Here is a 16060-nt window from a genome sequence, read left to right on the forward strand (position 1 = left end):
ATGCTCAAAAATGCCCTGCTTCAGCCCACCGTCCTGCTCGCTCTGGCTTTGCTCACCATCATTCTGATGATGGTACTGCCGATGCCGGCATGGCTTCTTGATATTGGTCTGGCGGCCTCCTTTTCCCTCGCAATCCTGATCTTCACCGTCACCCTCTTTGTCGAACGGCCGCTGGATTTTTCGTCCTTTCCCACAATCCTTCTCGCCAGCCTGATGCTGCGCCTGGCCCTGAACGTGGCCTCCACGCGGCTTATCATCTCGCAGGGCCACACCGGTACCGACGCCGCAGGCAGCATCATCGAAGGCTTTGCCGGCTTCCTGATGAGCGGATCCGTCCTGCAGGGCGTCGTGGTCTTTTGCGTCCTGCTGATCGTGAATTTTATGGTCATTACCAAAGGTGCTGGCCGCATGGCTGAGGTCGGGGCCCGCTTTGCTCTCGACGGCCTCCCCGGACGGCAACTCGCAATCGATGCCGATATGAGCGCGGGTGCCATCGACGCCACCGAGGCGCGCCGCCGCCGTGAGAAAGAGCTGGCGGAGACGACCTTCTTCGGATCGCTCGACGGGGTGTCGAAATTCGTGCGCGGGGATGCCATTGCAAGCCTTCTGATCGCCGGCCTCAATATGGTGGTCGGCCTCTCCGTCGGGGTATTTTCCCACAGCATGCCGATTTCTCAGGCACTGAACACCTATACAATGCTTACCGTGGGGGATGCGCTTGTCGGGCAGATCCCGGCCGTCATCATCTCGGTCGCCTCGGCTCTGCTGCTCGCGCGCGGCGGTGTAACCGGTTCAGCCGACCAAGCCCTGTTTTCCCAGTTGGGCCGCTTTCCGGCAGCGCTTTTAACGGTGGCAGGCCTGCTCGCGGTCATTGCGCTGTTTCCCGGCCTTCCCTTCCTGCCATTCATCGCAACCGCAGGCCTGCTCACCGCCCTCGCCCTGAAGCGGCGCAGGGAAGAAAACCTGCAGGTAAACGAAATTGAGCCCCCGGCCCAATCGCGGCGCAAGCCGATCGGAGATATGATCGACCTTGATGAAATTCATGTCGAGGTCGCCCCGGACCTTGTCGCCCTTATCCTTGATCCCGGAACCGGACTTGATGCCCGAATTTCCTCGATCCGCACACATGTTGCCACGAATTTTGGGATCATCCTGCCCGAAATCCGTCTGACCGATGAGGCAACCCTGCCCGCAGGCACGTACCGCATCCTCATTCAGGGGGCAGAGGCTGCACGCGACAGCCTTCGGGCCGGCCGCGCGCTGGTACTTCAGCCAGCGGGAAGCGAGCTGCCCGCCCCGTCCGGCGAAGATGTCCGCGAGCCGGTCTACGGCGCCCCCGCCCGCTGGATTGCGGCAGAAAGCCAGGAGGCAGCAGTGCTCAGCGGATTAACCGTCGTCTCACCCTCCGAAGTTCTTGCCACGCACCTTCTTGAGATCATTAAAGAACATCTGCCGCGCCTCCTGACACTGCGCGGCCTCAGGCGCCTCTTCGACGAGCTGACCAGCCTCAGCGACCCGGCCCGGTCAGACGCAAACCGGAGGCTTCTGGATGATCTGGTCCCGGACAAAGTTGCCCCTGAGCAACTTCTCTCTGTACTGCGCCTTCTGCTTGAGGAGCGCGTCTCTGTGCGCAACCTCCCCCTTATCCTCGAAGCGATGTCAGAGGTTCGCCACGGCCCTCTGACCGCAGAAGCGATCTGCGAACATGTCCGCCGCCGCCTCAGCTTCCAGCTGATTGCCGCTCTGCGTCGTCCCGACGGAACCATCCCTCTCGTACAGCTTGCACCCGAATGGGACCAGGCCTTCACCCGCTACCAGATGGACGCAGAGCGCGGGCACAGTGATATCGCCCTGCCGCCTGAAGAGTTTCAAAGGCTCTCCAACGGCTTAAACGTTCAGATTACCCGCGCGACCGAACAGGGGCTGTCCCCGGCCGTGATCACCTCTGCACAACGCCGGCGGTTTTTGCACAGCGTTCTGACCGCCCGCCGCCTCCCCGTCCCGGTGCTGAGCTACGAAGAACTGGGAACCAGCGCCCGCCCCTCGCTGGTGGGGCAGGTGCCGGCATGACCCCTTTGGAAGAGCTGCTTTCCTGGGGGACGGGTGCCGGAAGCATCATAGTCCAGGCCGGCGTTCTTTGTTTTCTCCGAGCCGGCGCTTTCATAGCGCTGCTGCCTGCTTTGGGTGAGCAGATCATCCCCGCACGGATCCGTCTGGCAGCAGCACTCTGCCTGACTGCGGTCGTCACACCGGCCCTCAGCGCCCCGGCCGCGATCAGCATCGGGTCTCTGCTTGCAGAGGCCGGGAACGGCCTGCTCCTCGGGGCGGGCTTCCGCTTCTTTCTGATGGCATTGCAGGTCGCTGGCATGATGGCAGCGCAGGCCGGATCACTCGCTCAGATTTTCACCGGCCCAGGGTCTGAGCCTCAGTCGGGCATCTCAAACCTGCTAACCTACGCGGCCCTCGCGCTTCTGTGTGCCATGGGCCTGCCGGAGGCCGCTGCCGCCCTTCTGATCAGTTCTTACGAATTGCTGCCCCAGGGGGCCTCGCCTCTGAGCGCGGATGCGGCCGCCTGGGGAGTTACGGGTGTCTCCCGCAGCTTCCGGCTCGCACTTTCATTTGCGGCGCCTTTTCTGATTGGCGGCCTGCTCTATAACGTTGCCATTGGCGCGATAAACCGTGCGATGCCCATGCTCATGGTGGTATTGATCGGCGCGCCGGCTCTCACGCTTGGGGCGCTGGTCCTTCTGGTCAGCGCGACGCCGATCATCCTTGCCCTGTGGCTCACCGAAGTGCAGATCTGGCTGGACAATCCCTTCGCACCCGGCGGAGGTCTCTGATGCAGCAGGAGAATGGCGAGAAGGAATTCGCCCCCAGCCAGCGCCGCCTGGACGATGCGCGCAGCCGCGGTGAGATTGCCATCAGCCGCGATCTGGCGGCTGCTGCGACAACGGGTGGTCTTCTTTTTGCCGCCTGGGCCTGGCCCCAGGGAGCTGAGGGGCCGGCGGTCATCCTGCAGGGCCTGCTCGAACGCCCTGAAACTGCAGCGCATTACGGCGGAGAGGGTCTTCTGGCTCTCGCAGGCTCAGTGGCACTCCCGCTTCTGCCGTGGTTTCTGATCCCGGCGCTTTTCGTGCTCCTGTCGCTTTTTGCACAGCGCGGATTGATCTTTGCCCCTGATCGCCTGCAGCCGAAACTGAACCGCATCTCCCCATTGGCCGGGTTTAAACGAAAATTCGGCCTGACCGGGATCGTTGAATTTCTCCGCAGCGCTCTGAAGCTGACCCTGATCGCGGCGCTTCTGATCTGGTTGCTTTTGCAACAAAGCGGCACTTTGCTGCAAACCACCGCCCTGAGCGCGCGGCAGAACATCCTGCTGGGGGCCGAACTCCTGGGTGGTTTTCTATTCTGGCTGTTTTTGCTGCAGCTAAGCATCTCTCTCGCAGATCTGGTGTGGCAGCGATTTGATCATCACCGCCGGTTGCGAATGACCCGCAAAGAGATGACCGATGAACTCCGCCAGTCAGAAGGCGACCCGCATCTGAAGGCGAAACGCCGCCAGCGCTCGGAAGAGATTGCGACACGCACCATGATCGCCGATGTCGCGAAGGCAAGCGTGGTCCTTGTAAATCCTGAACATTATGCCGTCGCCCTTGCCTGGCAGCGCGGCAGCCGTCACGCGCCCGTCTGCCTTGCCAAAGGAACCGACGAGATCGCGCTGCGCATACGTGAAGCTGCAGAGCGGGCAAAGGTTCCGATCCGCCGTGATCCCCCCGCTGCACGCGCGCTCTACGCCTCAGTGGCAGTGGGTGAAGAGATCCGCCCTGATCACTACCGCGCGGTTGCAGCAGCCATTCGCTACGCGGAATCGCTGCGCAGCAAATCTGCCGGCCGCTGGAGAAGCTGATGAAAAGTACGCCCGACAGAACCCGCCTGAAAAACCTGCATCAGCTGTCCCGGATGAAGTCGGACCTTGCCCTCGCCGCGCTGACTGCGGCGCGGCTTGAGTGTGAAAAAACCACTGACCAACTGGCAGGCCTGAATTGCCCGCCCGGGATTCGCTTCGAAGGCGATGATGCAGCTGCGATGGAACAGCAGCGCCTGCTCTATCGCAGCTGGGCAGAGCGGCGTCGCATTGCCCTGAACGGCCTGCTGGCCCGCCAAAAGGCCGAAGCCGCAGAGCGGCTGACCGAAGCGCGCGAAGCTTTCGGGAAGGCGGATGTGATTGGGAAACTCTGCCCGGGATCGGTACGGAAACCCCGACCGGATCCCGGCTGAATTACTGATCCTGACGCAACAGATCCGTGATCAGGATATCTTCGATCGCCCCAGGCAAAACCAAACGGCCCGCCTCAAGGAGAGACTGTCGCAATTGGGCAACCTGGCTTTCGCCCGTAAAATTTCCACGAAAGCCGCCTACATTGGCGCGTTCAAAGAGCACTTTCAGAAACTCGTCGCGAAGCTTCGGCTCCTGAAAGGCCACCTGTTCGGTCGTTTCGCCCCGAAGTTGCACGGTCAGTGACATCAGGACAACAGATGCAACGCGCCCGCTCTCCACCACCGGCACGACAAACTGGTTGGGCAATTTGTAGTAGCTGATCTCGCCAGATGCTTCCTGTGCACTTGCCTCCTCCGTGGCTGCTACAGCCTCCGGAGCAGGACGAAGCCACCAGCCGGCGGCTGCGCCACCAAAGGATGACAGAAGGATCATAACAAGGGGGAACAGCCATTTCATTCTCGCATCTCCTTAAAATGGCAGCAGGCTGTCTGTGAGCTGTTGCCCCCAGCGCGGCTGTTGCACATCAGTGATCTGGCCCCGCCCGCCATAAGAAATTCTGGCGCCGGCGATTTTGTCATAAGTGATCTCATTGAGACGTGAGACATCCCCCGGCCTGACATAGCCGGTCACGATCAGCTCGCGCAGCTCAAAGTTAACGCGCACCTCCTGCTGGCCCTCAATGCGCAGGACACCGTGGGGCAACTCTTCCACCACCGTTGCGGCAATCCTCAGTGCCAGTTTTTCCTTGCGCGCCACCGACCCGTCCCCGGAATAGCTGGCGCTGCCACTGGCCTGTACCGCATTTGCCATTGAGGCACCCTGTGCCAGTTTTCGATCCAAATTCTGAGGCAGTCCAAAGAGTTGCGGCATTCCCATCGCGCTTTGACCGCTGCGCGAGCGATCCGTGGCGTTCGAAATCTCTGCAGAGTCGTCGATCTCAATGACCACCGTCAGGATATCACCCCGCCGCGCTGCGCGCCGATCGCCCAGCAGAGAGCCCCGACTTGCCCGCCAGAGTGACGCCTCCCGGGTCGGGCCGCGCACCTCGGCGCTGGCGGGAAACGGCGGGGCATACATGGCACCAAACTGTTCACCCTCCTGCAGCCCGCTGAACCGGGGCTGGCGCCCGGTGCTGCCCAGATCGTTGCAGGCGGCCAGCGCCAGGAGACAGAATAAACCCGGCCTGCGCATCAACGCCCCCCTGCGAACACGGTGCCATCAGGCAAAACCGTGCCAAAAATGGTGACCCGTGACTGCAGGTTCATAATCCGGATCCTTTCTCCCTCACCGCCACGGGCAAGGGCCCGGCCCTCCGCCAGAAGCGACAGCCCTCCAGCCCTGAAAACCAGCGTTACCAGTTGGTTGCGCTCAACTAAGGCGGGCGCCCGGAGGTCGGCGGAGCGCAGGGGCCGCCCGGCATAAAGCGTCACCCGCGCTTCGCGCCCGATGACCTCAGATGGGTCAGAGAGGCCCCCTGGCACGGCACGGACCGCAATCACATCGGCCTCACCCAAAACGGTGCCGGCCCGAATGACGCGCTTGGCTGCCAGCCCCTCGGCAAGGGCGGGACCTGCAAGCGCAAAAAGCACGAAAACAGCCAACTTCATCATGTCAGCGCAGCTGCGTTGTCGCCGCGAGCATCGCATCGGCGGCCGTAATGACTTTTGCATTCAGCTCATAGCCTCGCTGGGCGCGGATAAGCTCGGTGATCTCACGCACCGCATCGACGGAGCTTTCTTCAAGATAATGCTGGCGCAATGTGCCCAGGCCCTCCTGCCCTGGTGCACCACTGACCGGCGGGCCCGAAGCCTCAGTCTCAAGGTAGAGGTTCGAGCCGATCGCCTCGAGCCCGCGATCATTAATGAACGACGAAAGCGTCAGCTGTCCGATCTGCTGCGGCGCCACCCGGTCGGTGAAATTGGCCCAGACCTCACCCGCAGCGCTGATGGTAATGCTGCGGGTCTCGGGAGGAATGGTAATGCCGTCTCCGACGGTATGGCCGTCAGAGCTGACGATCACCCCTTCACCCGTGCGCTTCAACCCGCCGTCGCGGGTATAGGCCGTGACGCCGGACGGCAGGGTCACCTCCAGCCAGCCGCGGCCTTCGATGGCGATATCAAGATCCCCCCCCGTTGCAAGCACCGGACCCTGCTCAATAATCGGCGACACGGCAGTCGGACGGACGCCCATACCGATCTGAATTCCGGTCGGCAGCATGGTGCCATTTTCAGCCGAGATGGTGCCGGGCTTTGCGACCTGTCGGTAATGCAGATCGGCAAATTCGGCACGCCGCGCGTTATAGCCCGTCGTCGACATGTTCGAGAGGTTGTGAGAGACCACATCCACCCGCATCTGCTGCGCGGCCATGCCGCTGGCGGCAATCTGAAGTGCTTTCATTTGTCAGCTCCTATCGGCCAAGTGTCTGAATGACGCCGCGAATGCGCTGGTCTTCGCGATCAAGCAGCCCCTGCCCCAATTCATAGGCGCGCTGCACTTCAATCATCCGGGCAATCTCTGCGACCGGGTTCACATTGGAATTCTCAAGCCAGCCCTGCAGCAGCGCAGAGCCCGCACCAGGCTCGATCGGCTCAGTGGCATCAGCGCTGAAATAGGTGCCCTGCTGGTGACGCAGGCTTAACGGATCGACGGGTTGCCACAGCCCGATCAGCGCCAGCGGCTCACCCGCGGCAGAAAGTGTGCCGTCGCGTGCCAGCGAAAGCCCCGATGCACCAGGCGGAATGGCCACCGGCGTGCCGCCCGCATCCAGCAGCGCATAGCCGTCAGGGTTAACCAGAACGCCGTCCGGACCAGGTGTAAAATGGCCCGCCCGCGTCAGACGTTCCCCCTCAGGGGTGTCGATCAGAAGAAAGCCCTCTCCCTCGATCGCCATGTCGAAGGTGCCGCCGGTCTGGATCAATTCTCCGGGCTGAAGATCCACAACACGCGGTGAGGCCCGCGCCATCGAAAGCGATGGCACATCGGGAATCGCGCGCACGAATTCAGAAAAAACAACGCCTTCCCGGCGAAAGCCGGTGGTGGAAATATTGGCAATATTATTGGCGACCACATGCATCTCGCGCATGAGGCCAGCCTGGCGGGTGAGGGTCGCGTAGATCGCGTTTTCCATCACTCATCCTCCGGCAATGAGGGGGACCAGGGCCGTCGTGAAAAAATCGCGCAGCAGACTGGTCATGAAGCTCATCGTGGCCCAGAAGGTGACCAGAATAAGCGCGAGTTTAGGAACGAAGGTCAGCGTCATTTCCTGAACGGAGGTCAGGGCCTGGAAAAGCCCGACCGCCAGTCCGGCGACAAGCGCGACCGTCAGAAGTGGTGCGGACATCTGAACCGCGATCCAAAGTCCCTGCCGCAGCAGGTCAAAGAGCGCAGCTTCCGTCAGCATCAGACTGGCATCCGCAGCAGTTCCTGATAGGCCTCGACCACCCGATCGCGCACAACGACCACTGTCTCGACCGCCTGTTCCGTCGCGCTGAGCGCCTGGACAAGGGCATGGGGATCCGCCTGTCCGGTCATGGCGGCAAGGGCCGTCTGCTCACCCTGCTGCAGGACTTTGGTGAAATCCTGCAGGCTGCGGGTCATCAGGCCGGGGCTGCCCCCTTCTTCCGGGCTGGTTGCACTGCGCGCGCGGGCATAGGCCCCTGCCGCGTAAGAGGCTTGGATATCCATGGAAAACTCCTTTTTCCGGGGTCAGCGGCGCAGCAGTTCAAAAAGGCTCTGCGTCATTTGCCGTGACTGATCAAAAATTTTCAGATTGGCGTCGTAGCTGCGCTGCGCTTCACGGGCGTCAGCAATCTCAGTGATCATCTCCACATTGGAGCCGTCATACTGGCCAAGGGCATCGGCAAGCGGATGGCCGGGATCATGAATTTTGGTGAAGGGCGCTGGATCAAGCCGCATCGGACCCGGCCGCACGCCCCCCCCTGCTTCGGTTTGAAAATCAATGGTTTTTCGCCGGTAGCCCGGCGTGTCGGCATTGGCGATATTCTCAGCCGTATGGCGCAGGCGACGGGCCTGCGCGTCCATTCCCGAGGCGGAAACAGAGAGTGAGTTCAGCAGATCTGACATCAGCTTCTCCGCCCAAGGGCCGTTTTGAACAGGCCTGAGAAGCCCGACTGAATGGCCAGGGCCATGTCATGGCTCTGCCGCACCCGCGCCGCCTGCATCATCTCGGCCTCAAGCGAGACCGAGTTGTCGTTGGGATTGCCGTTGCCACGCTCTTCGCGCGCTTCGAAGCGGTATTCCGCAGGCCGGTGCAGATGCGAGGCGCGGCTGGCGCGGGGCCCTGGTGCCGGGTCACCGATCATCTCGGCAAAGTCAGTCATACGCCGGGCGCGAAAGCCTGGCGTATCGGCATTGGCGAGGTTCTTCGCCACCTCAACCTGCTGCGCGGCCGCATGCTTTGCGAGACCGCGGGCCATCTGCTGTACCAGAATTTGACTGCTGAACATCGGGGCTTCTCCCACTCCGGTTTCACTAAGGCTTAATGGTGATTCCTTTAGAAACCGTAATTGGCAGCAGCGAGTCGGGTCATGCAGAACGAGATTTTCGCCGGGCTTCGGGCTCGTCTTTCTGAGATTACTCCCACCCGGCAGATCGGGCGGATCAGCGAATTGTCAGGCGCGGTGCTGGAGGTCACGGGTCTTCAGGGCAAAGCCGCGCTCTCCGATCGGGTGGAGATTGAGGGGCCGGGCGGGCCGATCAGCGGCGAGGTGCTGCGCCTTTCGGCGGACAGGGTGACGATCCTGCCGGAGGGTCCGGCGGAAGGTTTGAGAATCGGCACTGTGGTCACAGTCGCAGGTCGCGCGGAAATTGCGCCCGACGACAGCTGGATCGGTCGGATTATCGATCCCGCCGGGCGGCCGCTGGACGGACGCCCCCTCTTTCGCGGGCGCGTCTCGCGACCTCTGCGCAGCCCGGCGCCAAAGGCCGCAGAGCGGCGGATGACAGGCCAGCGCCTTGAGACGGGAATGCGTGTTTTCAATACCTTACTCCCTCTGGTCCAGGGGCAGCGGATCGGGCTTTTTGCAGGCTCTGGCATCGGAAAATCCATGCTTCTTGCGAAGTTTGCCACGAAGCTGCAGGCCGATGTGGTGGTCTTTGCCCTGATCGGAGAGCGCGGCCGGGAGCTGCGGAACTTCACCGAAAAGGTCCTCGGGACGGCGGGAATGGCCCGCACCGTGGTGGTTGCCGCGACCTCGGATCAGGCCCCGCAGGTGCGGCGGCGCTGCGCCTGGACGGCCATGGCGATTGCTGAGCATTTCCGCGAACAGGGCCGTCATGTGCTGCTGATCGCCGATTCGATCACCCGTTTCGCCGAGGCACACCGTGAGATTGCGCTGGCCGCCGGAGAGACCGGCAGCCTGGACGGATTTCCGCCCTCGGTCTCGCATATGGTGATGTCGCTGGCCGAGCGGGCGGGGCCAGGGCCGGAGGGCGAGGGGGATATTACGGCCGTGTTCTCGGTGCTGGTCGCAGGCTCGGATATGGAGGGGCCGATTGCAGATATTCTGCGCGGAACGCTGGATGGGCACGTGGTTCTGGACCGCCGCATCGCCGAGCGCGGGCGTTATCCGGCGATCGATCTGCTGCGCTCGGTCTCGCGCAGTCTGCCCGAGGCTGCCACGGCAGAGGAAAACGCGCTGATCTTACACGCGCGGCGGCTGCTGGGGGCCTGGGACCGCTCAGAACTGATGATCCAGGCGGGGCTTTATGCCAAGGGCAGCGACCCGCTGACCGATCAGGCCATCACCGCTTTCCCCGATCTCGACGCCTTTCTGGCCGAGGATGAGCCTCAGGACAGCGCGGAGAGCTTTCGCCACCTCAAGACCTGTCTGCCAGATTAAGCCGCGCTGACAGGCCGGATCAGCGCCGAGACCCGCCGCACCAGGGGGTGCAGATTTTCATCGCCCGCTGCGATCTTATCAAGCAGCACACGCCGCATGGAGGGGGCCCAGAAGTCGTTGATATGGCCGGACAAACCCTCCAGCTGCTCTGCCTCAGGGCGGCTGGCCATAAAATCTGCGATCTGATTGGCCATCCGCACCAGTTTGTCCTGGGTTGCGTTATGAGACATGGCTGAACTCTCCCTTCACTCGTTCGGGCGCAGAAAAAAGGTCAAACCCTTCTGCCCCGGCATTGGCAATCAGCGTCAGCCCCAGGCTGCGCGCCCGGGCGACCGCCCCATCGGTGGCCGCTGACAATCCGATCAGCACCGGCACGCGCAGCGCCGCAGCCTTTTGCACCAGATCGACGGAAATCCGACTGGTCATCAGCACGGCACCCTGGCGCAGATCTGCCCCCTGCCGCACCAAGGCCCCGGCCAGCTTATCCAGCGCATTGTGACGTCCGACATCCTCGCGCAGCGTGGTCAATCGCCCGCCGTCCCAGAAGGCCGCGGCATGCATCGCGCGGGTGGCCTGGTGATGCAGCTGCAAGGCAGGCAGCGCCTGAACGGCCTGCAGAACCCCTTCTGCGGACAAAGAAAAATCCGGGAGAGGCAGAGGAGGCAGATCCCTCAGCGCCTCTGCCAGGCTTTCGCGCCCGCAGATGCCGCAGCCAACCGGACCAGGCCGCATCTGCCGCGCAAGGCTTTGGCGAAGCTGTGCGCCAGGCCGCAGCCAGATCCGCAGATCGAGGCCGCCCCCCTCTTCCACCGGCTCCACCTCTGCAATGTCCTCCACCGCGCAGATCCCCTCTGAGAGCGAAAATCCATAAGCGAAATCAACAGCATCCATCGGAGAGGCCATCATCACCGCCATGGTCGCCCCGTCATAGACCAGCGCCACCGGCACCTCCGGCGCAAGGCTGCGCGGGGGCCGGGGGCTGCCAAAGCGCATCCGTCCGGTCATGACACCTGCAAAATCCGGCGGGACTTCCCGGCATGGGAGGCATAGTCCCGCTGCCAGTCGGTCGGCCCGTTTGAGGGGCTGATCTGCACTGCGGTCACCTTGAATTCCGGGCAGTTTGTCGCCCAGTCGGAATAATCCGTGGTGATGACATTGGCCTGAGTCTCAGGGTGGTGGAAGGTGGTATAGACCACGCCGGGCGAAACCCGGTCGGTCACATCGGCCCTCAGCGTCGTCTCTCCCGAGCGGCTGACCAGATGCACCCAATCCCCCTGACGAATGCCGCGGGTTTCCGCATCATGGGGGTGGATCTCCAGCACATCCTCCGAATGCCAGGTGCTGTTGTCGGTCCGGCGCGTCTGCGCCCCCACGTTATACTGGCTGAGAATCCGCCCCGTGGTCAGCAAAAGCGGGTAACGCGGGCCGGTTTTCTCATCCGTCGCCACATAATCGGTGCGGATAAAGCGACCGCGACCGCGCATGAAACCGTCGATATGCATAAGCGGCGTCCCCTCAGGGGCGGCCTCATTGCAGGGCCATTGCACCGAGCCGAGACGGTCCAGCAGATCATAGCTCACGCCCGCAAAGCTCGGCGTCAGACGGGCGATTTCGTCCATAATTTCAGAGGGATGGCTGTAGTTCCAGCTTGCCCCCATCGCATTGGCAATAAGCTGCGTCACCTCCCAGTCGGCATAGCCGGCCTTCGGGGCCATGACGCGGCGCACCGGATTGATACGGCGCTCGGCATTGGTGAAGGTGCCGTCTTTTTCGAGGAAGGAGGCACCCGGCAGAAAGACATGGGCGTAAAGCGCGGTCTCATTCAGGAAGAGATCCTGCACGATCACGCATTCCATCGCCCGCAGCGCCGCGACCACATGCGTGGTGTCGGGGTCAGACTGCAGAATGTCTTCGCCCTGACAATAAAGCCCGCGGAAGCTGCCATCGAGGGCGGCGTCGAACATATTGGGGATGCGCAGGCCTGGCTCAGGATCAATCGCAACACCCCAGGCGGCCTCAAAGATCGCGCGCACTTCGGGGTTTTTCACGTGGCGATAGCCCGGAAGCTCATGCGGAAAAGACCCCATATCACAGGAGCCCTGGACGTTGTTCTGCCCCCGAAGCGGGTTTACCCCCACGCCCGGACGCCCGATATTGCCGGTCATCATCGCCAGATTGGCGATGGCGATGACGGTAGTCGAGCCCTGGGAATGCTCGGTCACGCCGAGGCCGTAATAGATCGCGGCACTCCCACCGGTCGCGTAAAGCCTTGCAGCGGCGCGGATTTCTGCGGCCGGAACGCCGGTGATCAGCTCAACGGCCTCCGGCGCGTGGCGCGGCTCGCGGATGAACTCGGCGTAGTCCTGAAATTCGTCCCAGTCGCAGCGACTGCGGATAAAGGCCTCATCAAAAAGGCCTTCGGTCACAATGACATGCGCCATGGCCGAGACCACGGCGACATTGGTGCCGGGCGTCAGCGCCAGATGATGGGCGGCTTTATAATGCGCCCCCTCAACCGTCTCGGTGCGGCGCGGGTCGAGGACGATGAGTTTTGCCCCCTGACGCAGGCGCTTTTTCATCCGGCTGGCAAAGACCGGATGCGCGGCTGAGGGGTTGGCGCCGATCACAAGGATCACGTCCGACTGCTCAACCGAGTCGAAATCCTGCGTTCCCGCAGAGGTCCCGAAGGTCTGACCCAGACCATAACCCGTGGGGCTGTGGCAAACACGGGCGCAGGTATCGGTGTTGTTGGTTCCAAAGACCGCGCGTGCAAGCTTTTGAACCAAATAGGTTTCTTCATTGGTGCAGCGCGAGGAGGTAATGACCCCCAGGGCATTGCGGCCATGGGTCTCGCGGATGGCATTCAGGCGGCCCGCAGCAAAGCTCAATGCCTCATCCCAGCTGACTTCACGCCAGGGCTCATCAATGCTGTCGCGGATCATCGGGCTGGTGATGCGGTCGCGGTGCCCGGCATAGCCCCAGGCAAAGCGGCCCTTCACGCAGGAATGACCGCGGTTGGCCCTGCCCTGTTTGGCGGGCACCATCCGCACCAATTCGTCCCCGCGCAACTCGGCCGTGAACTGACAGCCGACGCCGCAATAGGCGCAGGTGGTCAGCACCGAACGGTCGGGCGTGCCGATCTCGATGACCTTATTTTCCTGCAAAGTCGCCGTCGGGCAGGCCTGAACACAGGCCCCGCAGGACACACAGTCCGAGGTCAGGAAGCTGTCCGCCGGCCCGCCCGCCTTAATGCGCGAGTCAAACCCGCGCCCCTCCATGGTCAGCGCAAAAGTGCCCTGCACCTCTTCGCAGGCCCGCACGCAGCGCGAGCAGGCAATGCATTTCGCCGGATCATAGGTGAAATAGGGGTTCGTCTCATCCTTCGGCTGCCAGAGCGGATTGGCCATGCCGCTGGTGTCGCGGGCAAGAAAGTGATTGGCCTCAGGCAGATAGCGCTGCTCACGCAGACCCACGGCCCCGGCCATATCCTGCAACTCGCAATCGCCATTGGCCGCGCAGGTCAGGCAATCCAGCGGGTGGTCCGAGATGTAAAGCTCCATCACCCCGCGGCGCAGATCCTTTAGCTGCGTGGTCTGGGTGCGAACGCGCAGCCCCTCGGCCACCGGGGTGGTGCAGCTGGCCGGCGTGCCCGCACGGCCCTCAATTTCAACGAGGCACAGACGGCAGGAGCCAAAGGCCTCCAGGCTGTCGGTGGCGCAGAGCTTCGGGATCGGGATCCCCGCAAGGGCGGCCGCGCGAAACAGCGAGGTGCCCTCAGGCACCGTCACGTCAAAACCGTCGATATTCAGCGTCACCAAAGTGGTGCTGCGGCTGGCCGGAGTGCCAAGGTCACGGCTGTCATCTGGCAGGACGAAATCACGCATCTACCTGTTCCTTCACGGAAAAATCCTGTGGGAAATGGGTCAGGGCCGACAGCACCGGATAAGGCGTAAAGCCCCCGAGCGCACAGAGCGAGCCGCTTTTCATCGTGGCGCACAGGCTTTGCAGCAGCGGCACCGCCGCCGCATCGCCCCGTCCGATCCGGTCAATCACCTCAACCCCGCGCACCGCGCCAATGCGGCAGGGGGTGCATTTCCCGCAGCTTTCAACGGCGCAGAACTCAAAGGCAAAGCGCGCCATTTTCAGCATATCGGTGCCGTCATCCACCACCGTCAGACCGGCATGGCCAATGAGACCGCCGGCACCTGCAAACTCTTCATATCCAAAGGGAATATGGAAGAGAGAGGTCGGAAACCAGGCCCCCAGCGGCCCGCCCGCCTGCACCGCTTTGACCGCACGACCCGTCGCCGTGCCGCCGCCGATCTGGTTGATGATCTGCTCCAGCGTCAGGCCAAACGCGGTCTCATACAGCCCGCCGTATTTCACATTGCCCGCCAGCTGCAGCGGGATGGTTCCGCGTGAGCGGCCAATGCCGAAATCGCGGTAATGCGCTGCGCCTTTTGCGAAAATCACCGGCACCGTGGCGAGAGAAATCACGTTATTGATGACCGTCGGGCGGCCAAAAAGACCCTGCAGCGCGGGAAGCGGCGGCTTGGCGCGGACCACGCCGCGCTTGCCCTCAAGGGCGTTCAGAAGCGAGGTTTCCTCGCCGCAGACATAGGCCCCCGCGCCCACCCGCTGCTCCAGCCGGAAGCTGTGACCCGAGCCGAGGATATCCTCTCCCAGAAGTCCCGCCGCTTCGGCGCGGCGGATCGCTTCTTCCATCACCCTGATAACAATAGGATATTCCGAGCGTGTGAAGATATAACCGCGGGTGGCGCCGGTGCTGATCCCGGCGATGATCATCCCCTCGATCAGGGTGAAGGGATCGCCCTCCATGAGCATGCGGTCGGCAAAGGTGGCGCTGTCGCCCTCATCGGCGTTGCAGACGATATACTTCTGATCTGAAACGGCTTTTGCCACCGTCTGCCATTTGATACCGGTCGGAAAACCCGCGCCGCCACGGCCGCGCAGCCCCGACTGGGTGACTTCCTCCAGGCAGTCCTCACGGCTCATGCCCAGGGCGCGGCGCAACCCGCTTAGACCGCCATGGGCCTCATAATCCTGCAGCGACAGCGGGTCGATGACGCCCACCCGCGCAAAGGTCAGCCGGGTCTGGCCCGCCCAGAAAGGATGCGCCTCAACCGGGCCGATCGCTTTGGGGTGACGGCCAGGTTCATCAAAAAGGCCAGCAACATCCGCAGGTTCCAGCGGGCCAAAACCATGTCGGATGCCGTCGATCTCAAGCTCGGCCAGCGGCTCAAGCCAGGCCATGCCGCGAGAGCCGTTGCGGATGATCTGCAGATCAATCCCGCGCCGCGCCGCCTCTCCCCGCAGGGTTTCGGCGATCAGATCGGCCCCGCAGGCCACCGCAAAACTGTCGAGAGGCAGGTAAATCTTCATGCGACACCTGCCAGTTTTTCCAAAGAGGGTAAGGTCAGCCGCGCCACAGGACGGCCATCCACCAGCGCCGCGGGGCCACAGGCGCAAAGACCAAGGCAATAGACAGGCTCAATCGTCAGACGGCCATCCTGCGTGGTCTCTCCCCAGGAAATCCCGGCTTTCGCCAGCAGGCGCCCGGCCAGATCTTCACTGCCGCGGGCCTGACAGGCCTCGGCCCGGCAGAGTTTCACCACCCGCTCACCGGCGGGTTCCTGGCGGAAATCATGGTAAAAACTGACCACGCCCCAGACCTCAGCCTCGGTCATCTGAAGCGCCGCAGCGAGGGGCTTCAACACCTCAGCGGGGATCTGCCCCAGGGCGGCCTGCAGATCATGCAAAATCGGCAGAAGCGGCCCCTCGCGGTCAGCATGGGACACAAGGCTGGCGGCCAGCACCTCAAGGGCGCTGTCCGTCCGGACGGAAGTCAGGGTCATAGCAGTCTCCTCCGGTATCAGACTACTCCCCCGGGCCCGACGAT

Annotated in this window: 19 protein-coding genes; 5 read left to right on the top strand and 14 right to left on the bottom strand. The window is 62.8% G+C overall.

Features of this window, described 5'->3' with window-relative positions:
- From EG244_RS11080 to EG244_RS11095, 4 genes are read left to right on the top strand one after another with little or no spacing between them, the layout of a single operon-like run.
- Positions 1–2070, top strand: a complete 2070-nt coding sequence (locus EG244_RS11080) for a flagellar biosynthesis protein FlhA (RefSeq protein ID WP_124965058.1) — start codon at positions 1–3, stop codon at positions 2068–2070.
- Positions 2067–2840, top strand: coding sequence for a flagellar biosynthetic protein FliR (locus EG244_RS11085; RefSeq protein ID WP_124965059.1), 774 nt, complete (start codon positions 2067–2069; stop codon positions 2838–2840). Before EG244_RS11080 ends, EG244_RS11085 begins: the two co-directional genes overlap by 4 nt.
- Positions 2840–3907 (top strand): flagellar type III secretion system protein FlhB, encoded by a 1068-nt coding sequence (gene flhB, locus EG244_RS11090; protein WP_124965060.1) that lies wholly within the window; start codon positions 2840–2842, stop codon positions 3905–3907. The genes EG244_RS11085 and flhB overlap by 1 nt, the downstream gene beginning before the upstream one ends.
- Positions 3907–4278 (top strand): hypothetical protein, encoded by a 372-nt coding sequence (locus tag EG244_RS11095; protein WP_124965061.1) that lies wholly within the window; start codon positions 3907–3909, stop codon positions 4276–4278. The genes flhB and EG244_RS11095 overlap by 1 nt, the downstream gene beginning before the upstream one ends.
- Before the next feature lies 1 nt (position 4279).
- On the opposite strand, the gene EG244_RS11100 is transcribed toward EG244_RS11095, so the two are convergent.
- Genes EG244_RS11100 through flgB form a run of 9 tightly spaced genes read right to left on the bottom strand, consistent with a single transcriptional unit; the run spans position 4280 to position 8745 of the window.
- Complete coding sequence (locus tag EG244_RS11100; protein WP_124965062.1) at positions 4280–4735, bottom strand: flagellar basal body-associated FliL family protein; 456 nt, start codon at positions 4733–4735, stop codon at positions 4280–4282.
- A 12-nt stretch (positions 4736–4747) separates the two neighbouring features.
- Positions 4748–5470 (bottom strand): flagellar basal body L-ring protein FlgH, encoded by a 723-nt coding sequence (flgH, locus tag EG244_RS11105; RefSeq protein WP_124965063.1) that lies wholly within the window; start codon positions 5468–5470, stop codon positions 4748–4750.
- Positions 5470–5889: a flagellar basal body P-ring formation chaperone FlgA gene (gene flgA, locus EG244_RS11110; protein WP_199737935.1), complete on the bottom strand. Its 420-nt coding sequence runs from the start codon at positions 5887–5889 to the stop codon at positions 5470–5472. The genes flgH and flgA overlap by 1 nt, the downstream gene beginning before the upstream one ends.
- A gap of 1 nt (position 5890) precedes the next feature.
- Complete coding sequence (gene flgG / locus EG244_RS11115) at positions 5891–6676, bottom strand: flagellar basal-body rod protein FlgG (RefSeq protein ID WP_124965064.1); 786 nt, start codon at positions 6674–6676, stop codon at positions 5891–5893.
- 10 nt (positions 6677–6686) lie between these two features.
- Positions 6687–7406 carry a flagellar hook-basal body complex protein gene (locus EG244_RS11120; RefSeq protein WP_124965065.1) on the bottom strand — a complete coding sequence of 240 codons (720 nt, stop codon included), beginning with the start codon at positions 7404–7406 and terminating at the stop codon, positions 6687–6689.
- A gap of 3 nt (positions 7407–7409) precedes the next feature.
- The gene (locus EG244_RS11125) at positions 7410–7679 is read right to left on the bottom strand and encodes a flagellar biosynthetic protein FliQ (protein ID WP_124965066.1); all 270 of its coding nucleotides are present in this window, start codon (positions 7677–7679) and stop codon (positions 7410–7412) included.
- On the bottom strand, positions 7679–7963 hold the full coding sequence (gene fliE / locus EG244_RS11130) for a flagellar hook-basal body complex protein FliE (protein WP_124965067.1): 285 nt from the start codon (positions 7961–7963) through the stop codon (positions 7679–7681). The genes EG244_RS11125 and fliE overlap by 1 nt, the downstream gene beginning before the upstream one ends.
- Positions 7964–7984: 21 nt before the next feature.
- Positions 7985–8362, bottom strand: a complete 378-nt coding sequence (gene flgC, locus EG244_RS11135; protein WP_124965068.1) for a flagellar basal body rod protein FlgC — start codon at positions 8360–8362, stop codon at positions 7985–7987.
- Complete coding sequence (gene flgB / locus EG244_RS11140; RefSeq protein WP_124965069.1) at positions 8362–8745, bottom strand: flagellar basal body rod protein FlgB; 384 nt, start codon at positions 8743–8745, stop codon at positions 8362–8364. Before flgB ends, flgC begins: the two co-directional genes overlap by 1 nt.
- An 81-nt stretch (positions 8746–8826) precedes the next feature.
- On the opposite strand from flgB, the gene EG244_RS11145 reads away from it, so the two are divergent.
- Complete coding sequence (locus EG244_RS11145) at positions 8827–10140, top strand: FliI/YscN family ATPase (protein ID WP_124965070.1); 1314 nt, start codon at positions 8827–8829, stop codon at positions 10138–10140.
- On the opposite strand, the gene EG244_RS11150 is transcribed toward EG244_RS11145, so the two are convergent.
- The 5 genes from EG244_RS11150 to EG244_RS11170 are packed head-to-tail and all read right to left on the bottom strand — an operon-like array spanning position 10137 to position 16016.
- Complete coding sequence (locus tag EG244_RS11150; protein WP_124965071.1) at positions 10137–10370, bottom strand: formate dehydrogenase subunit delta; 234 nt, start codon at positions 10368–10370, stop codon at positions 10137–10139. The genes EG244_RS11145 and EG244_RS11150 overlap by 4 nt on opposite strands.
- Positions 10360–11145 carry a formate dehydrogenase accessory sulfurtransferase FdhD gene (fdhD, locus tag EG244_RS11155; RefSeq protein WP_124965072.1) on the bottom strand — a complete coding sequence of 262 codons (786 nt, stop codon included), beginning with the start codon at positions 11143–11145 and terminating at the stop codon, positions 10360–10362. The genes EG244_RS11150 and fdhD overlap by 11 nt, the downstream gene beginning before the upstream one ends.
- On the bottom strand, positions 11142–14024 hold the full coding sequence (gene fdhF, locus EG244_RS11160) for a formate dehydrogenase subunit alpha (RefSeq protein ID WP_124965073.1): 2883 nt from the start codon (positions 14022–14024) through the stop codon (positions 11142–11144). The genes fdhD and fdhF overlap by 4 nt, the downstream gene beginning before the upstream one ends.
- Entirely contained in the window at positions 14017–15543 is a 1527-nt protein-coding gene (locus EG244_RS11165; protein WP_124965074.1) for a formate dehydrogenase beta subunit, read from the bottom strand. The genes fdhF and EG244_RS11165 overlap by 8 nt, the downstream gene beginning before the upstream one ends.
- On the bottom strand, positions 15540–16016 hold the full coding sequence (locus tag EG244_RS11170; protein WP_124965075.1) for an NAD(P)H-dependent oxidoreductase subunit E: 477 nt from the start codon (positions 16014–16016) through the stop codon (positions 15540–15542). Before EG244_RS11170 ends, EG244_RS11165 begins: the two co-directional genes overlap by 4 nt.
- Between the last annotated feature and the right edge of the window lie 44 nt (positions 16017–16060).

The sequence above is a fragment of the Falsigemmobacter faecalis genome, from assembly GCF_003863335.1.
GTDB lineage: Bacteria > Pseudomonadota > Alphaproteobacteria > Rhodobacterales > Rhodobacteraceae > Wagnerdoeblera > Wagnerdoeblera faecalis.

Coding starts and splice junctions, on each gene's coding strand:
- EG244_RS11170 (WP_124965075.1), bottom strand. CDS start 16,016: ATGACCCTGACTTCCGTCCGGACGGACAGCGCCCTTGAGGTGCTGGCC.
- fliE (WP_124965067.1), bottom strand. CDS start 7,963: ATGGATATCCAAGCCTCTTACGCGGCAGGGGCCTATGCCCGCGCGCGC.
- fdhF (WP_124965073.1), bottom strand. CDS start 14,024: ATGCGTGATTTCGTCCTGCCAGATGACAGCCGTGACCTTGGCACTCCG.
- EG244_RS11095 (WP_124965061.1), top strand. CDS start 3,907: ATGAAAAGTACGCCCGACAGAACCCGCCTGAAAAACCTGCATCAGCTG.
- EG244_RS11125 (WP_124965066.1), bottom strand. CDS start 7,679: ATGCTGACGGAAGCTGCGCTCTTTGACCTGCTGCGGCAGGGACTTTGG.
- flgC (WP_124965068.1), bottom strand. CDS start 8,362: ATGTCAGATCTGCTGAACTCACTCTCTGTTTCCGCCTCGGGAATGGAC.
- EG244_RS11100 (WP_124965062.1), bottom strand. CDS start 4,735: ATGAAATGGCTGTTCCCCCTTGTTATGATCCTTCTGTCATCCTTTGGT.
- EG244_RS11085 (WP_124965059.1), top strand. CDS start 2,067: ATGACCCCTTTGGAAGAGCTGCTTTCCTGGGGGACGGGTGCCGGAAGC.
- EG244_RS11080 (WP_124965058.1), top strand. CDS start 1: ATGCTCAAAAATGCCCTGCTTCAGCCCACCGTCCTGCTCGCTCTGGCT.
- fdhD (WP_124965072.1), bottom strand. CDS start 11,145: ATGACCGGACGGATGCGCTTTGGCAGCCCCCGGCCCCCGCGCAGCCTT.
- EG244_RS11145 (WP_124965070.1), top strand. CDS start 8,827: ATGCAGAACGAGATTTTCGCCGGGCTTCGGGCTCGTCTTTCTGAGATT.
- EG244_RS11165 (WP_124965074.1), bottom strand. CDS start 15,543: ATGAAGATTTACCTGCCTCTCGACAGTTTTGCGGTGGCCTGCGGGGCC.
- flgB (WP_124965069.1), bottom strand. CDS start 8,745: ATGTTCAGCAGTCAAATTCTGGTACAGCAGATGGCCCGCGGTCTCGCA.
- flgG (WP_124965064.1), bottom strand. CDS start 6,676: ATGAAAGCACTTCAGATTGCCGCCAGCGGCATGGCCGCGCAGCAGATG.
- EG244_RS11150 (WP_124965071.1), bottom strand. CDS start 10,370: ATGTCTCATAACGCAACCCAGGACAAACTGGTGCGGATGGCCAATCAG.
- flgH (WP_124965063.1), bottom strand. CDS start 5,470: ATGCGCAGGCCGGGTTTATTCTGTCTCCTGGCGCTGGCCGCCTGCAAC.
- flgA (WP_199737935.1), bottom strand. CDS start 5,889: ATGATGAAGTTGGCTGTTTTCGTGCTTTTTGCGCTTGCAGGTCCCGCC.
- flhB (WP_124965060.1), top strand. CDS start 2,840: ATGCAGCAGGAGAATGGCGAGAAGGAATTCGCCCCCAGCCAGCGCCGC.
- EG244_RS11120 (WP_124965065.1), bottom strand. CDS start 7,406: ATGGAAAACGCGATCTACGCGACCCTCACCCGCCAGGCTGGCCTCATG.